The organism is Rhizobium sp. SL86, assembly GCF_026672545.1.
Taxonomy (GTDB): Bacteria; Pseudomonadota; Alphaproteobacteria; order Rhizobiales; family Rhizobiaceae; genus Neorhizobium.
In genome coordinates, this window is the sequence record NZ_JAPPRJ010000006.1 from 174,169 (window position 1) to 193,342 (window position 19,174).

Annotated in this window: 18 protein-coding genes and 2 pseudogenes; 12 read left to right on the forward strand and 8 right to left on the reverse strand. The window is 58.0% G+C overall.

Features of this window, described 5'->3' with window-relative positions; all coding sequences use genetic code 11:
* Window positions 1-53 precede the first annotated feature (53 nt).
* From OU993_RS19695 to OU993_RS19705, 3 genes are all read right to left on the reverse strand, one after another.
* Entirely contained in the window at window positions 54-551 is a 498-nt protein-coding gene (locus OU993_RS19695; protein WP_268160328.1) for a GNAT family N-acetyltransferase, read from the reverse strand.
* On the reverse strand, window positions 548-844 hold the full coding sequence (locus tag OU993_RS19700) for a type II toxin-antitoxin system TacA family antitoxin (RefSeq protein ID WP_112345467.1): 297 nt from the start codon (window positions 842-844) through the stop codon (window positions 548-550). The genes OU993_RS19695 and OU993_RS19700 overlap by 4 nt, the downstream gene beginning before the upstream one ends.
* Before the next feature lie 175 nt (window positions 845-1,019).
* Window positions 1,020-1,910, reverse strand: coding sequence for a LysR substrate-binding domain-containing protein (locus OU993_RS19705; protein WP_268160332.1), 891 nt, complete (start codon window positions 1,908-1,910; stop codon window positions 1,020-1,022).
* 205 nt (window positions 1,911-2,115) lie between these two features.
* Between OU993_RS19705 and OU993_RS19710 the strand changes: the two genes are divergently transcribed.
* The 8 genes and pseudogenes from OU993_RS19710 to OU993_RS28935 all read left to right on the forward strand — a co-directional run bounded on the left by OU993_RS19710 (window position 2,116) and on the right by OU993_RS28935 (window position 9,490).
* Window positions 2,116-2,949 carry a transporter substrate-binding domain-containing protein gene (locus OU993_RS19710; protein ID WP_268160334.1) on the forward strand — a complete coding sequence of 278 codons (834 nt, stop codon included), beginning with the start codon at window positions 2,116-2,118 and terminating at the stop codon, window positions 2,947-2,949.
* A gap of 64 nt (window positions 2,950-3,013) precedes the next feature.
* On the forward strand, window positions 3,014-3,676 hold the full coding sequence (locus OU993_RS19715; RefSeq protein ID WP_268160336.1) for an amino acid ABC transporter permease: 663 nt from the start codon (window positions 3,014-3,016) through the stop codon (window positions 3,674-3,676).
* Window positions 3,673-4,446, forward strand: a complete 774-nt coding sequence (locus tag OU993_RS19720; RefSeq protein ID WP_268160338.1) for an amino acid ABC transporter ATP-binding protein — start codon at window positions 3,673-3,675, stop codon at window positions 4,444-4,446. The genes OU993_RS19715 and OU993_RS19720 overlap by 4 nt, the downstream gene beginning before the upstream one ends.
* Before the next feature lie 24 nt (window positions 4,447-4,470).
* Window positions 4,471-5,592: an enolase C-terminal domain-like protein gene (locus tag OU993_RS19725; RefSeq protein ID WP_268160340.1), complete on the forward strand. Its 1,122-nt coding sequence runs from the start codon at window positions 4,471-4,473 to the stop codon at window positions 5,590-5,592.
* A gap of 86 nt (window positions 5,593-5,678) precedes the next feature.
* On the forward strand, window positions 5,679-6,947 hold the full coding sequence (locus tag OU993_RS19730; RefSeq protein ID WP_268160341.1) for an NAD(P)/FAD-dependent oxidoreductase: 1,269 nt from the start codon (window positions 5,679-5,681) through the stop codon (window positions 6,945-6,947).
* 121 nt (window positions 6,948-7,068) lie between these two features.
* Window positions 7,069-7,887 (forward strand): annotated as a pseudogene (locus OU993_RS19735) (thiamine pyrophosphate-binding protein); the annotation flags it as partial.
* On the forward strand, window positions 7,817-8,863 hold the full coding sequence (locus OU993_RS19740; protein ID WP_442793017.1) for a saccharopine dehydrogenase family protein: 1,047 nt from the start codon (window positions 7,817-7,819) through the stop codon (window positions 8,861-8,863). The pseudogene OU993_RS19735 and the gene OU993_RS19740, both read left to right, overlap by 71 nt.
* Before the next feature lie 270 nt (window positions 8,864-9,133).
* The gene (locus OU993_RS28935; RefSeq protein WP_442793018.1) at window positions 9,134-9,490 is read left to right on the forward strand and encodes a LysR substrate-binding domain-containing protein; all 357 of its coding nucleotides are present in this window, start codon (window positions 9,134-9,136) and stop codon (window positions 9,488-9,490) included.
* 58 nt (window positions 9,491-9,548) lie between these two features.
* On the opposite strand, the pseudogene OU993_RS19750 reads toward OU993_RS28935, so the two are convergent.
* A pseudogene (locus OU993_RS19750) lies at window positions 9,549-10,855 on the reverse strand (NtaA/DmoA family FMN-dependent monooxygenase).
* A 61-nt stretch (window positions 10,856-10,916) separates the two neighbouring features.
* The gene (locus tag OU993_RS19755; protein ID WP_268160389.1) at window positions 10,917-12,935 is read right to left on the reverse strand and encodes a TonB-dependent receptor; all 2,019 of its coding nucleotides are present in this window, start codon (window positions 12,933-12,935) and stop codon (window positions 10,917-10,919) included.
* A gap of 339 nt (window positions 12,936-13,274) precedes the next feature.
* Between OU993_RS19755 and OU993_RS19760 the strand changes: the two genes are divergently transcribed.
* Window positions 13,275-14,075, forward strand: coding sequence for an IclR family transcriptional regulator (locus OU993_RS19760; RefSeq protein WP_268160392.1), 801 nt, complete (start codon window positions 13,275-13,277; stop codon window positions 14,073-14,075).
* A 1-nt stretch (window position 14,076) separates the two neighbouring features.
* Here the strand turns inward: OU993_RS19760 and OU993_RS19765 are convergent, their stop codons facing one another.
* A complete protein-coding gene (locus tag OU993_RS19765; protein WP_268160342.1) occupies window positions 14,077-14,886 on the reverse strand; it encodes an ABC transporter ATP-binding protein in 810 nt (269 codons plus the stop codon).
* A 61-nt stretch (window positions 14,887-14,947) separates the two neighbouring features.
* Here OU993_RS19765 and fepB point away from each other — a divergent pair, with 61 nt between their 5' ends.
* The 3 genes from fepB to OU993_RS19780 all read left to right on the forward strand — a co-directional run bounded on the left by fepB (window position 14,948) and on the right by OU993_RS19780 (window position 18,086).
* The gene (gene fepB, locus OU993_RS19770; protein WP_268160344.1) at window positions 14,948-15,982 is read left to right on the forward strand and encodes a Fe2+-enterobactin ABC transporter substrate-binding protein; all 1,035 of its coding nucleotides are present in this window, start codon (window positions 14,948-14,950) and stop codon (window positions 15,980-15,982) included.
* A 101-nt stretch (window positions 15,983-16,083) separates the two neighbouring features.
* Window positions 16,084-17,034, forward strand: a complete 951-nt coding sequence (locus OU993_RS19775) for a FecCD family ABC transporter permease (protein ID WP_268160345.1) — start codon at window positions 16,084-16,086, stop codon at window positions 17,032-17,034.
* Entirely contained in the window at window positions 17,031-18,086 is a 1,056-nt protein-coding gene (locus OU993_RS19780) for a FecCD family ABC transporter permease (protein WP_268160346.1), read from the forward strand. The genes OU993_RS19775 and OU993_RS19780 overlap by 4 nt, the downstream gene beginning before the upstream one ends.
* Window positions 18,087-18,339: 253 nt before the next feature.
* Here the strand turns inward: OU993_RS19780 and vapC are convergent, their stop codons facing one another.
* Complete coding sequence (vapC, locus tag OU993_RS19785) at window positions 18,340-18,741, reverse strand: type II toxin-antitoxin system tRNA(fMet)-specific endonuclease VapC (RefSeq protein ID WP_268160348.1); 402 nt, start codon at window positions 18,739-18,741, stop codon at window positions 18,340-18,342.
* Window positions 18,741-18,971, reverse strand: a complete 231-nt coding sequence (gene vapB / locus OU993_RS19790) for a type II toxin-antitoxin system VapB family antitoxin (RefSeq protein ID WP_148156793.1) — start codon at window positions 18,969-18,971, stop codon at window positions 18,741-18,743. Before vapB ends, vapC begins: the two co-directional genes overlap by 1 nt.
* Window positions 18,972-19,174 lie beyond the last annotated feature (203 nt).

The window sequence follows — 19,174 nt, forward strand, 5'->3', positions numbered from 1 at the left end:
GTCGGAAATTCAGCGAGATGGATTGCATCAACCGAAACTTTGAAGAGTTCCGCCTACGGGTTCAACGCGTTATTGAGGTCATGCAATCCGACCATCAGCATCATTGGGTCGGAAGGAGAAGACAGGAAGCCGACGGCCTCATAGAAGGCTCGTGCGTCATCTGAAATCGCATGAACGAGCATGCCTCGAATGCCGAGTACTTCCGCGGCATTGAGCAGGCGCAGGCCCGCATCGCGCACCAATGCCCTGCCGATACCGCGCCCTTGGTAGGATTGATCAATGGCGAGGCGACCAAGCACAGCGACCGGAATTGGATCAGGCATATTGCGCCGAAAACGGCCAGGTGCTTCCGGCTGTTTGACGGCGCCGGAAGCGAGCGCGTAAAAGGCGATGACGCGGCTCCCCTCGCACACGACGAAGGTCCGCGATGCGCCGCTCGTTTGATTAGAACGGGCGCGACGTCGCAGCCAGTCGTCCAGTTCAACGACTCCGGAATCGAACTCGGCCAGTTCATGATGATCGGCCAGGGGTGCCGGTGCGCTAAGGGTCACGCCTCATCCCACGGAGCTTTGGTCGACATGGTGCGTGCTAAACGCTCATTGGGCTGCGTGGGTGCATCGAGCCGGGCGAGGTATTCAGCATAGATTTCCGCGCTTACCGTGAAGACAGTGCGGTCAAGCAGCACCTCCTCGGCTCGGCGCTCTGAGGCTTCCAACATAAAATCCGTTCGCGTTTTACCGAGCAACTCTGCGGCGCGATCGATCAAGTTGCGGGTCGCAGGCTTGATGCGCATATTCAGCGGCACGCTGGCGTCCGAGCTTTTGCTCGTGTGTGAGGTTGGCATGGCAAACTCCTGTTTGCACCTATATAGCGTAACGACAATATCTTTACAAGATCCGTGTAAAGACACTGTCGTTACGCCGTGCATGCATTCGCAACCGCGACATTAGCTCATTTGAGCTCTTGATGGGATCTGAACCGCTGACCGCCAGCTGTCGTTGCTATTGCGCCGTTTTTGGTTACGTTTTTCGAAGACTACGAAGGAGCCAATCACGGAAGACAATGACATTGGGATTATGAAACTTCCGCTCTGGGTAAACTAGATAGTAGGAGTCATCCGACTGCAGCGGCTCGCCAAAGGGCATGTGAAGCTGGCCGCTCGCGATTTCTTGGTGGATGTAGAACGTCGGGACGACTGCAAGCCCGAGTCCGTGGATCGCGGCGTTGATGATCATTTCATGATGGGCAAAGCGCGTGCCCTGAATGCGGCCGTTGTAAGAGAGTTCCGCCAGCCGCAGCCAGTTCAGCCACAGGCTCGGACGCCCAGCATTCTGCAACAGAGGAAACTCCGCAAACTGCAACCGATCCAGCTTGCTGCCTAGAGGAATGAGTGCGGGAGACGCGACAACCGCCAGCACTTCGGGAAAGAGTTCGATCGAACGGGCGTGAAGCCAAGTTCCCGCACCACGCAAGATGGCGACGTCGAGCCGGGTTGTCTCGAAATCCGTTGATGGCACCGCCGGCATGACCTCAAGCGGAATGTCGGGGTAGGAGCCGATGAAGGCTCCGAGCCGTGCAGGCAGCCAGCGGGAGGCGAGTGTCGGATGGGTGCCGATCATCAGCGAGGAATCCACGCTGCGACCACGCACGGCATCAATGGAGATCTCTTCCAGCCGATCTAATGTGAGTGCGAGGTTTCGATAGTAATTGGCGCCAGTCTCTGTCAACACCAGCCGTGGACCGGATCGATGGAAGAGAGTCGTGCCAAGAAAGTCCTCAAGATTGCGGATCTGTCGGCTGACACCGCTCTGGGTCAGCCCAAGGTCGTCAGCAGCCTTTGTGAAATTCATGTAGCGCGCAGCAGCCTCGAATGCATGCAGGGCCGAGAGTGAGGGAAGATAGCGCCGCATCGTGCAACATCCGATCTATCATGACTAAAACTCATACAAGGCGGATTATTCGCAATTTCCACAATGGTGCAAGGTCGCCCCATACTCGGCTGTCGTTGTCTAACTACAGATACAAAGTCTGGATGAGTTGCGGCGATGGAACAATAAAACACCATGCCGTTGGCGTGTTCGCGCCATATCGAGCATTACAAAAAAGGGGTTCAATATGAAGAGACGTCAATTTAACAAACTGATGGGCATTGGCGCGGGCGCGTTGGCCTCAACGCTGACAATGGCAAGGCTCGGCTTCGCCGCGAGTTCACTGGAACGGATCAAGGCGTCGGGCACGCTACGCATCGGTGCTGTCGCGGATGGAGCGCCCTATTATCAGAAGAGCTTAGCTGACGGCACCTGGCGTGGATTCTACATCGACATTTGCAAGAAGTTAGCGACTGATCTCGGGCTCCAGCTCTCGATCACCGAAACGACTTGGGGCAATTCCGTACTTGATCTCCAGGCTAACAAGATCGACGTTTTCTTCGGCCTTAATCCGACACCGGAACGCCAGAAAGTCATCGATTTTTCAGGTCCCGTCTTCCGCAACGCATTCACCCTCATCACGCGCAAGGGTATGGAAGGCAAGACTTGGGAAGACTTCGACAAGCCGACAATGCGCATCGCGGTGGATGCCGGATCGTCTCATGATTCCGCCATCACCCGCCACGCCCCAAAGGCTGAAGTCAGCCGTCTGAAGTCGGCGAGCGATGCAACTGCAGCATTGCAGGCGGGCCGGGTGGATGCCCAGTGCCTTGTTCTCGTTCTGGCAATGACCCTTCGCGCGAAGAATCCTTCAATCGGTACGCTCATCCTACCGGCACCCCTCGACGCAACGACATCCAATGCGGGTTTCCGACGCGAGGAAGATGCCAGCTGGCGGGAACACGTGACGAACTGGATCGTCGCCCAACGCGACAGCGGTTTCGTCAAGGACGCGATCATGCGCAACATGGCGCTTGTCGGTGTCAAGCAGTCAGACTTCCCGGATGGCTTCGAAATCTGAATGGCATCGTAGCGGAGCCGGTGGCTCCGCTTTCCATCACTTTCGATAGCTGGACATTCAGACAATGTATCAATGGGATTTTTCGATCCTGTGGGAGTATCGCTGGCTCCTGCTACAGGGACTTGGCGTCACGGTGTCGTTCACCGTTGCGATCATTCTCGGGGGGCTTTTCGTCGGTCTGGTTGAAGCGATCTGCCTTTTGTCCCGGTTTACCGTGCTGCGAGGGATCTCCCTCGCGCTTATCGAGCTTTTTCGCTGTACGCCAATCTTGGTTCAGTTGATCTGGTGCTACTATGCCTTGCCGATTGTGGCAGGTATCGAGATGACGCCGGTGACGGCCTCGCTGCTGGCGCTTTCTGGTTATGGCGGAGCATTCTACGCGGAGATTATCCGCGGTGGCATCGTGTCCATCGATACCGGACAGTCCGAGGCGGCTGCGGCATTGGGCATGACACCGAGCCTTGCGATGCGGCGTATCATACTGCCACAGGCCTTGCGCCGAATGGTACCGGCGCTGATGAACCAGAGCATTCTCCAGTTCAAGAACACCTCGCTGGTTTCGGTGCTTGCCGTACCCGACCTCGTCTACCAGGGACAGATGGCCGCGCATGACAGCTTTCGGCCGCTGGAGACATACACGGCCGTCGCGGTAGCATATTTTGCCATCCTTTTCCCTCTGACGATATTTGTGCGTCAACGCGAGCGCAAGCTTGGAGAGTTCGCATGAGCAGGCCGATGATCGAGATTTCCCACCTGCGCAAAAGCTTTGGTCAGATCGAGGTGCTGAAGGACATCAGCCTGAAGGTCGATCGCGGCGGCGTTCTTGCGCTCATCGGTCCATCCGGGTCGGGCAAGTCAACTCTCTTGCGCTGCATGAATCTTCTGGTCGTTCCCGATGCTGGCTCCATCACTGTCGGAAACAGGAATTTCGACTTCGGCAACTCAGGCCAGAAACCTCAAACTCGGGAGTTGGCGCAGTTTCGGTCCCGGACCGGCATGGTGTTCCAGAACTTCAATCTCTTCCCGCATATGAGTGTCCTGCAGAATGTCATCGAAGCTCCCATTCATGTGAAGCGGATGAGCAGGAAGGCCGCAACCGAATTGGCGATGATGCAACTGGAAAAGGTTGGACTGGCTGACCGTGCGCACCAGTCACCACAAACATTGTCGGGGGGCCAGAAGCAACGCGTCGCCATCGCCCGGGCACTCGCCATGGAGCCCGAAGTGATGCTGTTCGACGAGGCAACATCAGCGCTCGATCCCGAATTGGTCGGCGAGGTTCTGCAAACCATACAGCAGCTTGCGGCTGAAGGCATGACTATGGTGCTGGTCACCCACGAGATCGCTTTTGCGCGCGATGTTGCGGACCGCGTGATCTTTATGCGCGACGGCTACGTGGTGGAAGAAGGAGAGGCCCGCCTGGTTATCGAAGCACCGGCGGTGGAAGCCACCAGGACATTTCTCAGTCACTTTCATAAGGGAACGGCAGCACGGTAATCGTGCAGACGGAAGAGTTGGATAATGGAAAAGATAACCGCATTACGCGTGTTCATGATCGAGAGCCCCATCAAGATGGCTCGTCTTCAGGGCGTCGGCAACGTCAAGGGAACGGTCAAACGGGTTCTCGTCGAACTGACCTCGTCGTCGGGTATTGTCGGATGGGGCGAGGCAGCCCCGTGGGAAGTGTTCACCGGCACGGCAGAAGCCGCCTTCGCAGCAATCGATACCTATCTCCGTCCGCTGGTGATCGGCGCGCGTATTGATCGCATCCGCAGCCTGACCTTGCAGATGAAGCAGACCCTTGTGGGACATGGAGAGGCCAAACTCGCCATCGAAACGGCGATGTTCGATATCCTGGGCAAGTCCTGTGGCCTGTCGATCGCAGAGCTCCTGGGAGGCCGGGTCCGGGACACAATCCCCCTGTCCTTCTCGATTGCTGACCCAGACTTCGATGCCGATATGCGCCGCATGCATGACATGGTTCCCCAAGGCAACCGCATCTTCAAGGTCAAGACTGGCGTGAAGAGCCATGGCGAGGATATGGCGCATCTGGAGGCCATGCGGAACGTCTTCGGAGACACCATCGATCTGCGGATTGACTACAACCAGGCGCTGCATCCATTCGGTGCGATCAAGGTTCTGCGGGATGTGGATCGATTCCGGCCGACATTCATCGAGCAACCGCTTCCCCGCGACTGCCTGACTGCGATGGCATCTCTGGCCGCCGATCTGGATACCCCGATTTTGACGGACGAAAGCTGTTTCGGAGCCCATGACCTGATGGAGATCATCCGTCTTCGCGCGGCCGACGCGATTTCCGTCAAGCTGATGAAGACTGGTGGTCTTCTTGAAGCACAGGCGCTGATGGCGATCGCGGATACGGCCCGCTTGCCGGGTTACGGTGGAACCCTATGGGAGGGTGGCGTTGCGCTTGCGGCAGGTACCCAGTTTATCGCCGCGACGCCCGGTGTCTCACTTGGCTGCGAGTTCTACATGCCGCACCACGTTCTGACCGATGACGTGCTCGAAGAGAAGATCGACAACCGCAACGGCGAGGTCATCGTTCCGACCGGTCCTGGTCTCGGAATTTCGGTCTCGGAGAAATCGTTGCGTGCAAATGCACGCATCCTCGCCGAGCGCTGAACGCCGTTCAACCTGTTAAAAATCCAATCGGCAGCGATCTGCGCAGCCGAGGTCAATGTCGTACCTATTTTCAAGTGGAAGTTTCGATGTCTGAACGCAAGGCAGAGCATGTCGTCGTCATTGGCGCCGGAATTGTCGGAGCCTGTAGCGCTCTCGAATTGCTGCGTGATGGCCATCAGGTCACGATGATCGAACCGGGTGAACCGGGTGGGAGACAGGCTGCGAGTTACGGTCACGGCTGCTGGATAAGCCCCGCATCCGTGGTGCCGATGTCAATGCCCGGACTTTGGAAACATGTACCGGGCTATCTGCTGAATCCGCATGGCCCGCTCATCATCCGCTGGAAGCACATCGTCAGGCTTCTTCCGTGGCTGACCCGCTTTCTGCTGGCCGGAGCAACACTGACGCGCGTCGAAAGAACCGCCGAAGCCCTCGCGACGATCTTGAAGGACAGCCCCGAACGACACATGGCGCTTGCGGAGAGCATCGGGCAACCCGATCTGATCAGGCGCGAGGGGCTGCTCTACGCCTATCCCAATCGCTCCGCCTTCGCGACGGAAAAACTCGCCTGGCATTTGCGCCGTCTCACGGGCCTTGTCTGGCGGGAGCTGGATGAGGCGAGTCTGAAGGCTCGGGAGCCGGCTCTATCTCCCCATTATCGTTTCGGCGTGCTTACTGAGGCCGGCGCCCATTGTACCGATCCGGGCCGCTACGTGTCTTCTCTTGTGTCGGAGGCGGTCAATCAAGGTGCACGTCTTGTGAAGGCCAAGGCCATTGGATTTCGCCTGAATGGCGACAGGCTTCAGTCCGTCAAGACGGATCGCGGCGACATTCCCTGCGATCGCACAGTGATAGCCGCGGGCGTCTGGGCCAAGACCTTGGCGCGACAGCTAGGTGACCGAATTCCTCTGGAATCCGAGCGTGGCTATCATGGTGTGATCAACGTACCGGTGGGCGGACCCGCGCACCCTGTCATGCCGAGCGATGGCAAAATGGCCAATACGCCCACCGCAAAGGGTCTACGTCTCTCAGGACAGGTTGAACTCGCAACCGTCGATACGCCGCCCAACTGGAAGCGGGTCGACATCCTTCTAGACCATGCCCGCAAAACCTACTCCGGTGTTGAACTGACGCAAGACATCGCTATCGACCGCTGGATGGGACACCGCCCCTCCACGCCCGACGGACTGCCGGTTATCGGCAAAGCCTCTGGTTCGAAGGACGTCATCTATGCCTTCGGTCACGGCCATGTCGGCTTCGCCACCGGGCCGATCACCGGGCGGCTGGCCGCCGATCTCGTGAGCGACAAACCGCCGGAACGTGATCTGGAACCCTTTTCGCCGCGGCGCTTCTGATGGTCATGGATTACGGGTCTGGGCCGGAGTGAAATCCTGCCCGTTCCGTCCAACGAAGGCGTCACCCAAACTCATCGTCACATTGCGTGACATTCTCAACTCACATAACCGGGAGATTGCCGTGCGCGGTGCAGATATCCTCGTCGAAATGCTGATTGGCTACGGCGTCGAAGTGATCTTCGGCGTACCGGGCGATACCAACGTTCCCTTCTACGAAGCCCTGCAACAGAACGAGGGCAAGATCCGCCACGTCATGGCGCGTGACGAGCGTTCGGCAGGCTACATGGCAGACGCCTATGGCCGCTTCACCCGCAAACCCGGCGTCTTCGAATGCCCATCGGGCGCAGGCGCCATGTATTCCCTGCCGCCGGTGGCCGAATCCAACTCCTCCTCCGTGCCCGTCATCCTACTGACCATCGACATTCCGCTGCCGGGCGAAGGACGCGGTGTACTGACTGAGCTCGATTGCGCACGACTGTTCGAACCCATCACCAAAATGTCCGTGCAGGTGAAAAGCCCGGAAAAGTTGCCGGAAATCATCCGCCGCGCCTTCCGCGTCGCCTGCTCCGGCAAGCCGGGTGCCGTGCATCTGCAGATCCCGGAAGACATGCTGCTGGCCGAGGTCGATCCTGCCCGCGTTTCGCTGCACGTCGAGGCCGAGTGCAAACAGTTCCCGGCCTATCCGACGCTTCCCGCCCCGGGCAAACTGGAGGCCGTTCTGAATTTGCTGACATCCTCGAAGCGACCGTTGATCGTTTCCGGCGGTGGCGTCAACCGATCATGCGCTGGGCCGGAAGTCACGGCTTTGGCGGAAAAGCTGAATATTCCGGTCTGCAGCACCATGACCGGCCAGGGCACGATGCCGGACGATCACCGGCTTGCCGTCGGCGTCATCGGCGACAACGGCTTCCATCCGCACGCCAACTGGGCGCTGGAACATGCGGATTTCGTGCTGTTTGTCGGCTCGCGCATGGGCAGTGTCGTCACCATCGGCTGGCGCACTCTCCGGAAAATTCGCCGTTCTCTCTGCAGCTCCATTCAATCTCACGGGTCTGATTGCGCAAGCCGCAAAGACTGCCGGCGTCCATTATCTCGATCTGACCGAAGACGTTGCAACGACGAAAAAGGTTGAGCAATTGGCAGAAGGCGCCGATGTTGCCTTCATCCCGCAGTGCGGACTTGCGCCGGGCTTCATCTCGATCGTCGCCAATGATCTTGCCCGCAACTTCGACAGTCTGGATAGCGTGCGCATGCGCGTCGGTGCATTGCCGCAATATGCGTCCAACGCGCTGAACTATAATTTGACCTGGAGCACGGACGGGCTGATCAACGAATACATCGAGCCCTGCGAAGCAATCGTCGAAGGCAGGTTCGTTACGGTTCCAGCCATGGAAGAGCGCGAAGAGTTCTCCCTCGATGGCGTGACCTATGAAGCCTTCAATACCTCCGGCGGCCTCGGTACATTGGCCAAGACGCTGGCAGGTCGCGTGCGGACCATGAACTACCGCACCATCCGCTACCCGGGCCACCAGGCGATCATCAAGGCGCTGCTCAACGATCTCAACCTCAAGAACCGCCGGGATATGCTGAAGGATCTTTTCGAGAACGCCCTGCCCGCCACCATGCAGGATGTTGTGGTGATCTTCGTGACCGTCTGCGGCTGGAAGGACGGCCGCTATCTTCAGGAGACCTATGCGAACAAGGTTTACGCCGGCGTGGTCGCAGGCAAAAAGATGAGCGCCATACAGATCACGACTGCTTCAGGCATCACCACGGTTCTCGATCTTCTGGCCCATGGAAAACTTCGGCAGAAGGGTTTTGTCCGCCAGGAAGAAATCGTCTTCGCCGATGTGCTGAGCAATCGGTTTGGCCGCGCCTATGATCCGCAAGCCTTGCGTTTGAAGGAAGCGGTCTAAATTCCAACTCTACTCAGACATGCTTCAAGGGCAGAACGTGGTGCCGCCCTTGAAGCCTATTGTATTATCCGGTCCAGCATCTCAAGCGGGTACGGCAGATGCAGACCGTCGATTGCCTTTGCCTGCGCGCAGCAGGAATACCCCGTCGCCATCAGGAGATCAGCATTCTCAACCCGGTCGACCGCCGGTTTCCAGTTGAGGGCCTAAAGCTGCTAGACATGGCACAATTCTTCACCTCATGGCCGAAGGTGCCTGCCATACCGCAGCAGCCTGTATCAGGGGCTTCGCTTCGACCAGTTTTCGATGCTAATTGCGGTGGCATCAGCAGGTTTAGGCTTTGCCATACTGCCAACCTATCTCATCGAAAGCGAACTGCAATCCGGCGCTCTCAGGCCGCTGGCCGACTTACCTATGCAAACGGAAAACGCCTACTTCATCGTGCGGCCGGAGAACAAGAGAACCCAGGTTGTTGGTTTCCGCGCAGAAATGAAGGCGCGTTGCCTCGCTTCCCGAATATCCTCCCTAAGCTTTTGTTTCAGATGCATTTTTTCGACGCACGCCAGGAAGCCTTCCCACAGCTGGATACCGAGGCTCAGTATCCGACGCAAACGAGAACGCTGTAGATGATGGCGAATCTGTAGGAGCAATCATCTCCCGGAGGTAAAAACACAAAACACGACGACAACTACTCTTCCTGCAAATGGTGCGCGAATGTATCGCCGGTATAGTCCTTTCGCAGAAGACCCATTTCGCTCAGGCGCGGCATCAGGCAGTCAAGGGCAAGATGCATGCATGCTGTCGATCCGCCTGGCGTTAGGATGAAACCGTCAATCGCACTAGCCATCGTCCAATGCAGGATCTCCGCCGCCGCATCCTCGATCGATCCAATGACACGCCAGTGACCCGATCCATTGACCTCCGGTCGCTCCAGAAGTTCGGCCACTGTGAGGTCCTCGCGGGCCAAAAGTCGGCGCAGCAGGTCGCCATGCGTCCGGCTCCCGACGGTCGGCGCAGTGACCGGCAGGTCGGAAACCCGCACGCGGCGATCGTCCGGCCAAGTTTCAAGGTCGAGCCCGGTCAGCTTACGGACGTGGGCCAGCTTTCTGAGCCGGTCGGCACCGGCATGCGTGGCATGGAAGAGATCGAATGCCTCCGCACGACTTTCCGCCACATAAAGGCTCAGTCCGGGCAAAAGGCGAATGTCGTTTGCGCGGCGCCCGTGCCTCTCGGCACGCCCTCTCAGATCCCGCCTAAGCTCCTTTGCCGCCTCAATGTCCGGTGTGGAGGCAAAAAGGCATCGGCAACCCGCGTGGCAAATTCTCTTCCAGGCTCCGAGGCGCCGGCCTGCACCAGTGGCACGGGCGCCCGGCTATATCCGGCAATATTCAGCGGCCCCTTGACGCTGAAATGCGCGCCGAGGTGATCAATCGCCTTCACCTGTTCCGGATCGATCAAGCGCCCAATATCGCTTTCCCGCACAATCGCCGACTCCGGAAAACTTTGCCACAAGCGCTGAACCACCTCGGTACATTCGGTCGCTCGAGCGTAGCGTTCCTGCGAGGTCGGCATGCCTTCCAGGCCGAAGTTGTCGGAGCCATCCAGCGCGGTCACGATGTTCCACCCGGCCCTGCCCTTACTCAGCCAATGCAGCGACATGATCTGACGCGCGAGGATGTAAGGTGGCATGAACATGGTCGAGACGGTCGACAAAAGCCCGATATGGCTCGTCTCCCGCGAAATAGCCGCCATCAGAAGAGACGAGTCGAGCCCGCCAAAGCCGGCGCCCTTGCCAAGCAGATCCATGTTGACGAACAGCGTGTCCGGTCTGAAGACGAAATCGAGCTTGGCGGCTTCGGCGCGTTTTGCGATATCAAGATAGAAGTCCGTCGTCAGTCCGGCATCAATACCGCTGTCTGGTCTGCGCCAGCCATTGCCGCTCAGCCACGTGGGCGCAAGAGACATGCCGATGTGAAGTCGTCTTGGCGTGCTCACGTTATGCCCTTTCCCATGACGTCGATGAGGCCCGGTGGTCGGCCGTACCTCCGCTCGTTTGTCAGAAGGTGCCGCGAACACCAATGCCGAACATGCGCGGTGCGGTCATACTGGCTTCGGTTCCGCCGATCCCACGGTTCTGCTGCATGTATGTCGGTGCGCGTTCATCAAAGATGTTCTTGACATAGCCATAGACCTCCACCTCATCACGGATCTTGAAGCTCGCCCGCACATCGGCCACGGTATAGGGATCGATGGCATAGGCAGAGGTATTGGCGGTGTCGGAGAAGTAGCCATCGAGATGACGGACCTGTGCGGACACGTTTAATTTTTCGGTCACATCCCAGCTTGCCCCCAGTGTCAGCGTATAGCCAGGCGACTTGGCAAACTCGTTGCCTTCAAGGGCGACATTGCTGTCAATGCTGTCGATCTCGGTCTTTAGCAGTCCGCCTCCGAACTTGAGGGACAGGTTGTCGAGAATGCGATAGTCCGCCTCCAACTCCATGCCGTAGGCGTGGGCCTTCTCTGCGTTGATCGTGTAGGATTGGGTTACGCCCGAAGACACAACAACTGGAATGTTGAACTGAGCGTTCTTCATGTCCATGTAGAATATATTGCTGTTTACCGTGAGGCTGTCATCCAGCAGGCTTGCGCGCGTGAAAAGCTCGTAGTTCCAGATAGTTTCCTCCTGGAACTCCATCCACTTGCGAGAGGTCAGATTGAGCGACACGCCGCCTGGATTGTAGCCGCGGCTGATCATACCACCGACCGTCCATTGTGAATCGATGGCATAGGCGAGCGATGCCTTGGGCAGCAGCGCTGAAAAGGTTTCGTCGAAATCAACCCGAGTCGGCGAATAGACCGAAAGACCCTCACGCTGGATCTGGTCTCGCTCATAGCGTAATCCGCCGGTGAGCGTCCATTGGTCGGATAGACGGTAGCTTACCTCGGTGAAAAGGCCGAGATTGCCCTTGGTGTCGTCAAAGGTCGACGTGCCGCTGAGATAGAGGATTTCGTCCGTTTTTGTAAGCGCATAATAAACACCGACGACACCGCTAACTTTATCTTCCTGATCACCGAATGTCACCCGCGTCTCATTGGAAATCGTCGTCTGGTCGATATCCGCGTCACCATTGTTGACGATGCCCACGGTCCTCACCGCGTTGGTGCGGGTTGCCTGCGTCTGGTTGAAGAGCTTGATACCGTTCTCAAAATCGTAGCTCAGATCGAGGATGCCCGTATGAGTCTTTTGCTCCCAACTCGGCATCGTCGTCGTAATGTGTTGGAGTGCATCATAGGGCGCCGATGCGGCCTCCTGGCTCGGCCGATTGGTGTCACTATAAGAATAAGTGAGCTTGGCCGCAAAGCCGGTCAATTCCGCGGGCTCCCACAAAAGCTTCGCCCGACCTGTCAAGCTGCGAAAGTTCTGGTCTGTCCCGGTGCCCTGAAAACCAGAATTGATATAATCGATAAAGGTATCGCGACCGGAATAATCAAGCGCGATGCGGGCAGCCAGTTCATCGTCGATCAGCGGACCCGAAACGGCGACAGAGGCGCGACGCGTGTTATAGCTACCGATTTCCGCCTGATAGGAGGCTTCCGGCGTGAACGTCGGATCCTTCGTGTTGACGACGATGGCGCCGGCAATGGCGTTGGCACCTTGCGTTGTGGTCTGCGGACCGCGGAACACCTCGATGGTGTCCACATCCCACACGGACGCCGCGCCAAAGAAGAACTCGTTATAGCTGAGATAATGGCCGTCGACATTGATGGTCGCACGCGGCACTGTGCCGGCGAAAAAGGCAGTGGCGCCGGTATTTGGACCTTGCGAATCCTGTCCTCGAATGATCGGCGAACTGACTGAGTCCGGGTAGACGATATTGGGCACATCCGAAATCACCTCGGACACCGATGTATTGCCAGCGTCTTCCCGCTCGATATCCTTGCTGCTTTTGACCGAGACAGAGGATGCCGTCTTGCGGATGTCACGCGTCACTTTTTCACCGGTAATCAGAATCGGCGCAAGAACAGTTCCCTCATCACCCCGGACGGCATCCTCGGCGCCTGCCGGTGCCGCCATCAGCCCGATGGAAAGGGCAGCGAGGCTGCCACCATGGCGAAGACGGCGATCGGAAATGAACCTCATCTCATACTCTCCAAAAATACATGATAAATCGAGTCAACTTGCTCTACGTCAGATCAATATCATTCCGCAATAAGGAATGCGTTCCGCAATGGCATCATTTTTTACCAACGCGCAGATGTTGCCCAGCCGCAACACATACCGGCGTCGGCCTTGCACTCGGTGATGGAGACAACCATTTTGGAGAGGACGAAGCGTGGCGCTCATGGCATTAGGGGACGCGCCCTCGGTGCTTCTACAGCCGCTGGTCATCGAATGAGGATTTAGGAATTGTCGATCGAAGATCCCGAAGAGAACACGGTGGAGTCTGCATCGGAACGACGATCCGGGACGATTCAATCCGTGTCCATCGCGACGCGCTTCCTGACAACGCTTGCTAATGCGGAGCAGGAATTGGCACTGGGCGAGGTGGCGCGCCGTGCTGAGACCGGACGTTCCACTGCGCACCGCTACCTCCAGAGCCTAGTGAAGGAAGGGCTTGCTCGCCAGGATCCCGAAACCGGTCTTTACGATCTCGGGCCGACGGCCCTGCATATCGGCATTGGCGCACTTCGGCGCGTCGACGCCGTAGAAATTGCGGCGCGCCATATGAAAGCGCTGACGCATGACTACGCCATGAGCGGCGGGGTTGCGATCTGGACCGACCGTGGCCCGACGCTTGTGCGGTGGTACAAGAGCGCGTTTTTCTCGATCAACCCTCTTGCACTGGGCGACATTCTGCCGATCGACAACACCGCCTGTGGGCTAGTTTTCCAAGCCTTCCTGCCCAAACAGCGCATTGATGCCGCACGCAAGCAGCAGCCGTCTCACTTCCGGGGTACCGCCCCCGGAAGGGCAATGCTCGACGCTGTGCGAGAAGCAGGCTGGGCCGAGATGACCAGTCACCTTCTGTCCAATGTCACCGGGCAGGCGGTGCCGATCTTCGATGCGCAAGGGGAAATTGTCTGCGCCGTCACCACGGTTACAGACCTTGGGCAATTGCGCGCGCCGGAAGACCGCGAGGCACTTTTGCGGGAATCCTGTCGCATCAACGCCGCAACAGGCGGCAAAGCTTTTGTCCAGCAGCAGAAGCAGTAACTCAGGTCGACGTTCCAATCCGGCTGCGTTCGCCTTGCCCCTTCGGGACGACCAGCGGCGTCGCGGAGACCGGATCCTCGATGATCATTGATTTCAGGCCTAAGATGTCAAAGACCAGATCTTCGGTCACAATGTCGCGTGGCGCGCCTTCGGCAACGATCCGGCCTTCTTTCATGGCAATCAGATGCGACGCATAGCGACAGGCCTGGTTCAAGTCGTGGAGAACGGCGACAATCGTTCTTCCCTCGCCGTTCAGGCGTGACAGGAGATCAAGAAGTTCGATCTGGTGGGTGATATCCAGATAGGTGGTCGGCTCGTCGAGAAGGAGAAGTGGCGTCTCCTGGGCAAGCAGCATGGCGATCCACACCCGCTGCCGTTGCCCTCCAGACAATTCATCCACCATACGGTCCGACAATGCTGAAACCTGGGTGGCCTGCATGGCATTCGTAACGGCGAGTTGATCGGCAAGTGACCACTGCCGGAAGAAGGTCTGGTGTGGATATCGTCCACGTGCGACAAGTTCGGCTACGGTTATACCGGTCGGAGCGGTAGCGCTTTGCGGCAGGAGGCCAAGTTTTTGCGCGACCTGCTTCGCAGGCAGCCTGCCGATCTGTTCTCCGTCCAGCGTGATAAGGCCGGATCTCGGCGCAAGCAGGCGCGACATTGCCCTCAGCAGCGTTGACTTGCCGCATGCATTCGCACCGATGATCACTGTGAAAGCACCATCGGGAATGGCGACCGAAAGGTCTTGCGAAACCGTGCGGCTGTCATAGCACAACGTCACGGAACGGGCGGCAAGGCGGTGGGACACGCAAGGATCTCCAACGGAAGCAGGACGCAGATGTATTGCATTGCGGAATGCATCCTGCAATATGGACTCAGATAATCATGTTTTTACCTCGCATTTTTTTCGAGGCAGCAGCAATTTTGGTCCTGCGATGCTCAACTTTCCGAAACTCCTATCTTTGCTGACGGCAATCACCATCTGCATCTCTCCCGGTCTTCGAAAGGCCGAGGCAAATGAAATGGGTTGGCCACGCACCATCGTGCACGCCGCAGGCAAGTTCACCCTTGCCAACCGTCCCTTGCGCATTATCTCGACAACGCCGAGTGTGACGGGCATTCTTTTGTCAATGAACGCTCCCGTTATTGCCACAGCAGCAACGACGCCCAGCGGCCTCACCGATCAAAAGGGATTTTTCTCCCAATGGGCACAGGTAGCCGACGAGCGCGGCGTTCAAGTTCTCTACCCAAACCTCAACTTCGACATGGAGGCAGTCATTGGCTGGGACCCCGACCTGGTGATCGCGTCAGCAACCGGCGCTGACAGCATTCTTTCGCATGTGGCAGAACTGCAGGCGCAGGGCATCCCGACGCTGGTCGTCAACTATTCCAATCGCAGCTGGCAGGCACTGGCCATTGAAATCGGCAGGGCTACGGGCCTCGAGCACCAGGCCGAAGAGGCTATTCGCCGTTTCGACACCAAAGTGGCTCAAGTCGCTGCAACGCTTGCCGCACCGAGAGAGCCCGTCAGCATCGTCGGCTACAATATCAGCGGGAGCTTTTCCATCGGCAGACCGGAAAGTCCGCAGGCCAAGCTGCTGCAGTCACTCGGCCTGACGGTAGCGGGTCTGCCGGAAACGTTGAAATCGCAAGTCAGCCGAAGCTCGGATTTCGATTTCATCTCCCGCGAGAACCTACCTCTGGCCATCGAAGGCAGTCATGTTTTTCTTTTGCGCGGCACATCGCGCGAGGTTGATGCATTCCTGGCCGATCCGCTGCTGGGCAATGCCACGTCGGTCAAAATGCATCAGGTCTATCCGCTTGGTCCGACCTCGTTTCGGATCGACTATTACTCCGGCCTGCAGATGATCCATCTCGTGGCCGATGCACTGCGCGCGAGATGACAGACATGACGGATCAGGGGATGGCATGCGCTGAGACATCGTTGCGCCGGCGGGCAGCAAGACCTCAGCTATCCCTGGCCCTTTGCCTTCTGTTGCTCGGCTTGATCACAGTCTTCAGCGTGACGGTAGGATCGCGCAGTCTGTCGCTGGATACCATTCTCCAGTCCATCTGCGCCTTTGACCCACAAAATGACGAGCATCTCGTGGTTTGGTCACTTCGCCTTCCGCGCCTGCTGATCGCGCTTCTCGCCGGAGCGGCGCTTGGCGTATCCGGGGCGATTATGCAGGCGATCACCCGTAATCCATTGGCTGAGCCCGGTCTTCTTGGAGTGAATGCAGGTGCTGCTGCTGCGGTAATTCTGGCAATTTCGCTCGGAGGCCTTACCAGCATGCACCAATATGTCTGGTGGGGATTTGTCGGTGCGGGCCTCGCGGGTGCAGCCGTATTCCTCGTTGGCCGGGGGCGTGCAGGCAGCGCAAGCCCATTGCGTCTTGTTCTGGTCGGCGCCGCGCTGTCCATTGCCCTTGGTTCGCTGACCGGAATTGTGGTTATCAACGCGCCGACAAGCGCACTTGATGATTTCCGCAACTGGTCTGCAGGTGCTCTGGATGGCCGCGACATGGATGTTGTGGCGGTGTTAGGTTGTTGCGTGGCGGTCGGTCTTTTGATGTGCACGACTATCGCCAGCAGTCTGAATGCCATTGCACTGGGCGATGAACTCAGCAGAGCGCTTGGGGCTGACTTGCGGCAGGTTCTGGTCCTGGCCTGCATCGCCATCATGCTGCTGGCAGGCTCGGCAACGGCTGCGGCCGGACCAATCGGCTTCATTGGTTTGATGGCCCCTCACCTTGCCCGTCATCTGACGGGCCCCGACCAGCGCTGGATACTACTGTTTTCCGGTCTGGTCGCGGCCCTGCTACTTCTTGTGGCAGACATCATCGGGCGCCTCATCTCAGCGCCCTCCGAAGTAGCGGCGGGCATCGTCACCACGCTCGTCGGCGGCCCGGTCTTTCTCTTTATCATCCGGCGCTTTCGGGCAGGGTCACCATGAAACAATTGCGTTCTGCCGCTGCGGGCGCTGACTTTGATGTCATTCGGCTTGGCCCCGCTTCTCTTCGCTACAGGCGACGCAGCCTCTACGTCTGCGGCGTGCTCATCCTTGCCGTGACAGCCCTTGCCGTGCTTCTGCTTGGCACGGGCAGTCTTTCGTTGAAGCCAGTGGACGTGTTCACAAGCCTCACCGGCACGGGTTCCAATCCGGTGGCAGATCGGGTTCTGTTCCAGATCAGACTGCCGCGTGTCTTGACAGCTCTGCTCGTTGGGGGGGCGTTGGGAGCAAGTGGTGCGGTGTTTCAGTCCGTATCGCGCAATGCCCTCGGCTCCCCCGATATCGTCGGCTTTACGACAGGCGCTGCAACCGGCGCAATCGTGCAGATCCTCCTCTTCGATGCCGGTGCTCTGCAAACCTCTCTTGCTGCTGTCCTTTCCGGATTAGCCAGCGCGACGCTGGTGTTCCTCCTGGCCCTGAAAGGCGGCAGGATGGCTGTCTACAACCTAGTTCTCTCGGGCATAGGCCTCGGTGCCATACTGTCCGGGCTGAACACGCTCCTGCTGATTATGGGTAATCTCGATCAGGTCGCATCCGCCCAACTCTGGCTCGCGGGCTCTCTTAGTGGCCGCACGTGGTCGCATGTCTGGCCGGCAGCGATTGGGGTGTGCGTTGTTCTTCCCTTCATACTTGCCCATGCCAGGCAACTGGCCCTGATGGAAATGGGGGATGAAACCGCGACGCAGTTGGGGATCCCAGTGCTCCGCACCCGCCTCGTCACCATACTATCGGCCGTCGCCCTTGCCGCGATTGCGACAGCAGCCGCGGGTCCGATCTCCTTGATAGCGCTTGCCGCACCGCAAATTGCACGGCGCCTTACCGCGTCGCCCGAGGTGCCGGTTCTGTCCGGCGCGCTGACGGGCATGGGACTTCTTCTCGGGGCTGATTATCTGGTCCAACATGTGCCATTTGGTCTCTATATGCCGATCGGACTGACCACTGGTCTTCTCGGCAGTCTCTACCTTCTCTGGCTCATTTTGCAAACGGACAATTGAGCGCCTGTACTTAGCGTCCCACGCTCGGGAGAAAACTGAAACACCGATGCCAATGATTGAAAAATTGAGCAAAAGCTACCTGTGATTAGACATTGGCTATCGCTGAGCCTTATGGATTTTTCTCATCCATCCGCAGGGACCGCATACAACGTAAAGGGACACCATTGGCGCATTGATGTGATCGGAACCCCTGCCCCAGTAAATCACTCTTCAGGCTCGCTGGGTTGGACAACCGGTAGGAGCAGCGAAAGAGCTAGACGGTCCAGTCCTCGATGCGTAAGCCGGGCACGCGGTCAAACTCGCGGCTGTTGTTTGTGATGATGATCAGTCCACGCGAGCGGGCGTGTCCGGCGATCAGTTGATCGTATGGACCAATGGGCGTTCCGTTCCGTGCAAGTTCAGCACGCAATTGGCCAGTATGGGTGGCTGCTATCTCGTCGTAAGATAGAACCTCCAGGCGAGCCGCGAACCCCTCAACGACTGCGAGGTTGCGTTCTGGGCTTGCCGACTTCTCTGCACCATATATGAGCTCCATCAAGCTTACGGAACTCATGCAGAGCTGCCCATGGTGGCGATTGAACGCATCGCGCACCTGTTGTGGTTTGTTCTTGATGGTGAAAATGCAGATGTTGGTGTCCAACATGTATTTCAGCATTAGAATGCCTCGCGCTCCTGCAACGCAGGCTGATCGCGGTCGCTCATGAAGTCGGACGTTGCAGCGGCGCCATCAAACCAGTTATCCCAGGCCTCACCTGCAGGGGTAATAATTCGAGTACGCCCGACGGCCACTATATCGACACGTTTTACATCATCAGGCAGGGCAACTGCCTTCGGTAGCCGGATGGCCTGGCTACGATTACTCTGGAATACGGCACCCTGTTCCATGACATGTTCCTCTGGCATCTACAGATGGGATATCCCTGATAATTAGTGCGCCTCAAAGGATATGTCAATGGGATATACATGGAGGCCACAATAGAGCGTGCTTCCTCACTTGCTCTTGAGGGGAAACGAACCGTCGTCTCAGTCGTCATCGAGACAATGAAGCGTTGCTGTCAGCCTGCATCTTCCCGAACGACCGCTGACCA

Bases quoted from the DNA above. Each gene is read 5' to 3' on its own strand.
- OU993_RS19700 (WP_112345467.1), bottom strand. From the start codon at position 844: ATGCCAACCTCACACACGAGCAAAAGCTCGGACGCCAGCGTGCCGCTG.
- OU993_RS19705 (WP_268160332.1), bottom strand. From the start codon at position 1,910: ATGCGGCGCTATCTTCCCTCACTCTCGGCCCTGCATGCATTCGAGGCT.
- OU993_RS19710 (WP_268160334.1), top strand. From the start codon at position 2,116: ATGAAGAGACGTCAATTTAACAAACTGATGGGCATTGGCGCGGGCGCG.
- OU993_RS19715 (WP_268160336.1), top strand. From the start codon at position 3,014: ATGTATCAATGGGATTTTTCGATCCTGTGGGAGTATCGCTGGCTCCTG.
- OU993_RS19720 (WP_268160338.1), top strand. From the start codon at position 3,673: ATGAGCAGGCCGATGATCGAGATTTCCCACCTGCGCAAAAGCTTTGGT.
- OU993_RS19725 (WP_268160340.1), top strand. From the start codon at position 4,471: ATGGAAAAGATAACCGCATTACGCGTGTTCATGATCGAGAGCCCCATC.
- OU993_RS19730 (WP_268160341.1), top strand. From the start codon at position 5,679: ATGTCTGAACGCAAGGCAGAGCATGTCGTCGTCATTGGCGCCGGAATT.
- OU993_RS19755 (WP_268160389.1), bottom strand. From the start codon at position 12,935: ATGGCGGCACCGGCAGGCGCCGAGGATGCCGTCCGGGGTGATGAGGGA.
- fepB (WP_268160344.1), top strand. From the start codon at position 14,948: ATGGACTCAGATAATCATGTTTTTACCTCGCATTTTTTTCGAGGCAGC.
- OU993_RS19780 (WP_268160346.1), top strand. From the start codon at position 17,031: ATGAAACAATTGCGTTCTGCCGCTGCGGGCGCTGACTTTGATGTCATT.
- vapC (WP_268160348.1), bottom strand. From the start codon at position 18,741: ATGCTGAAATACATGTTGGACACCAACATCTGCATTTTCACCATCAAG.
- vapB (WP_148156793.1), bottom strand. From the start codon at position 18,971: ATGGAACAGGGTGCCGTATTCCAGAGTAATCGTAGCCAGGCCATCCGG.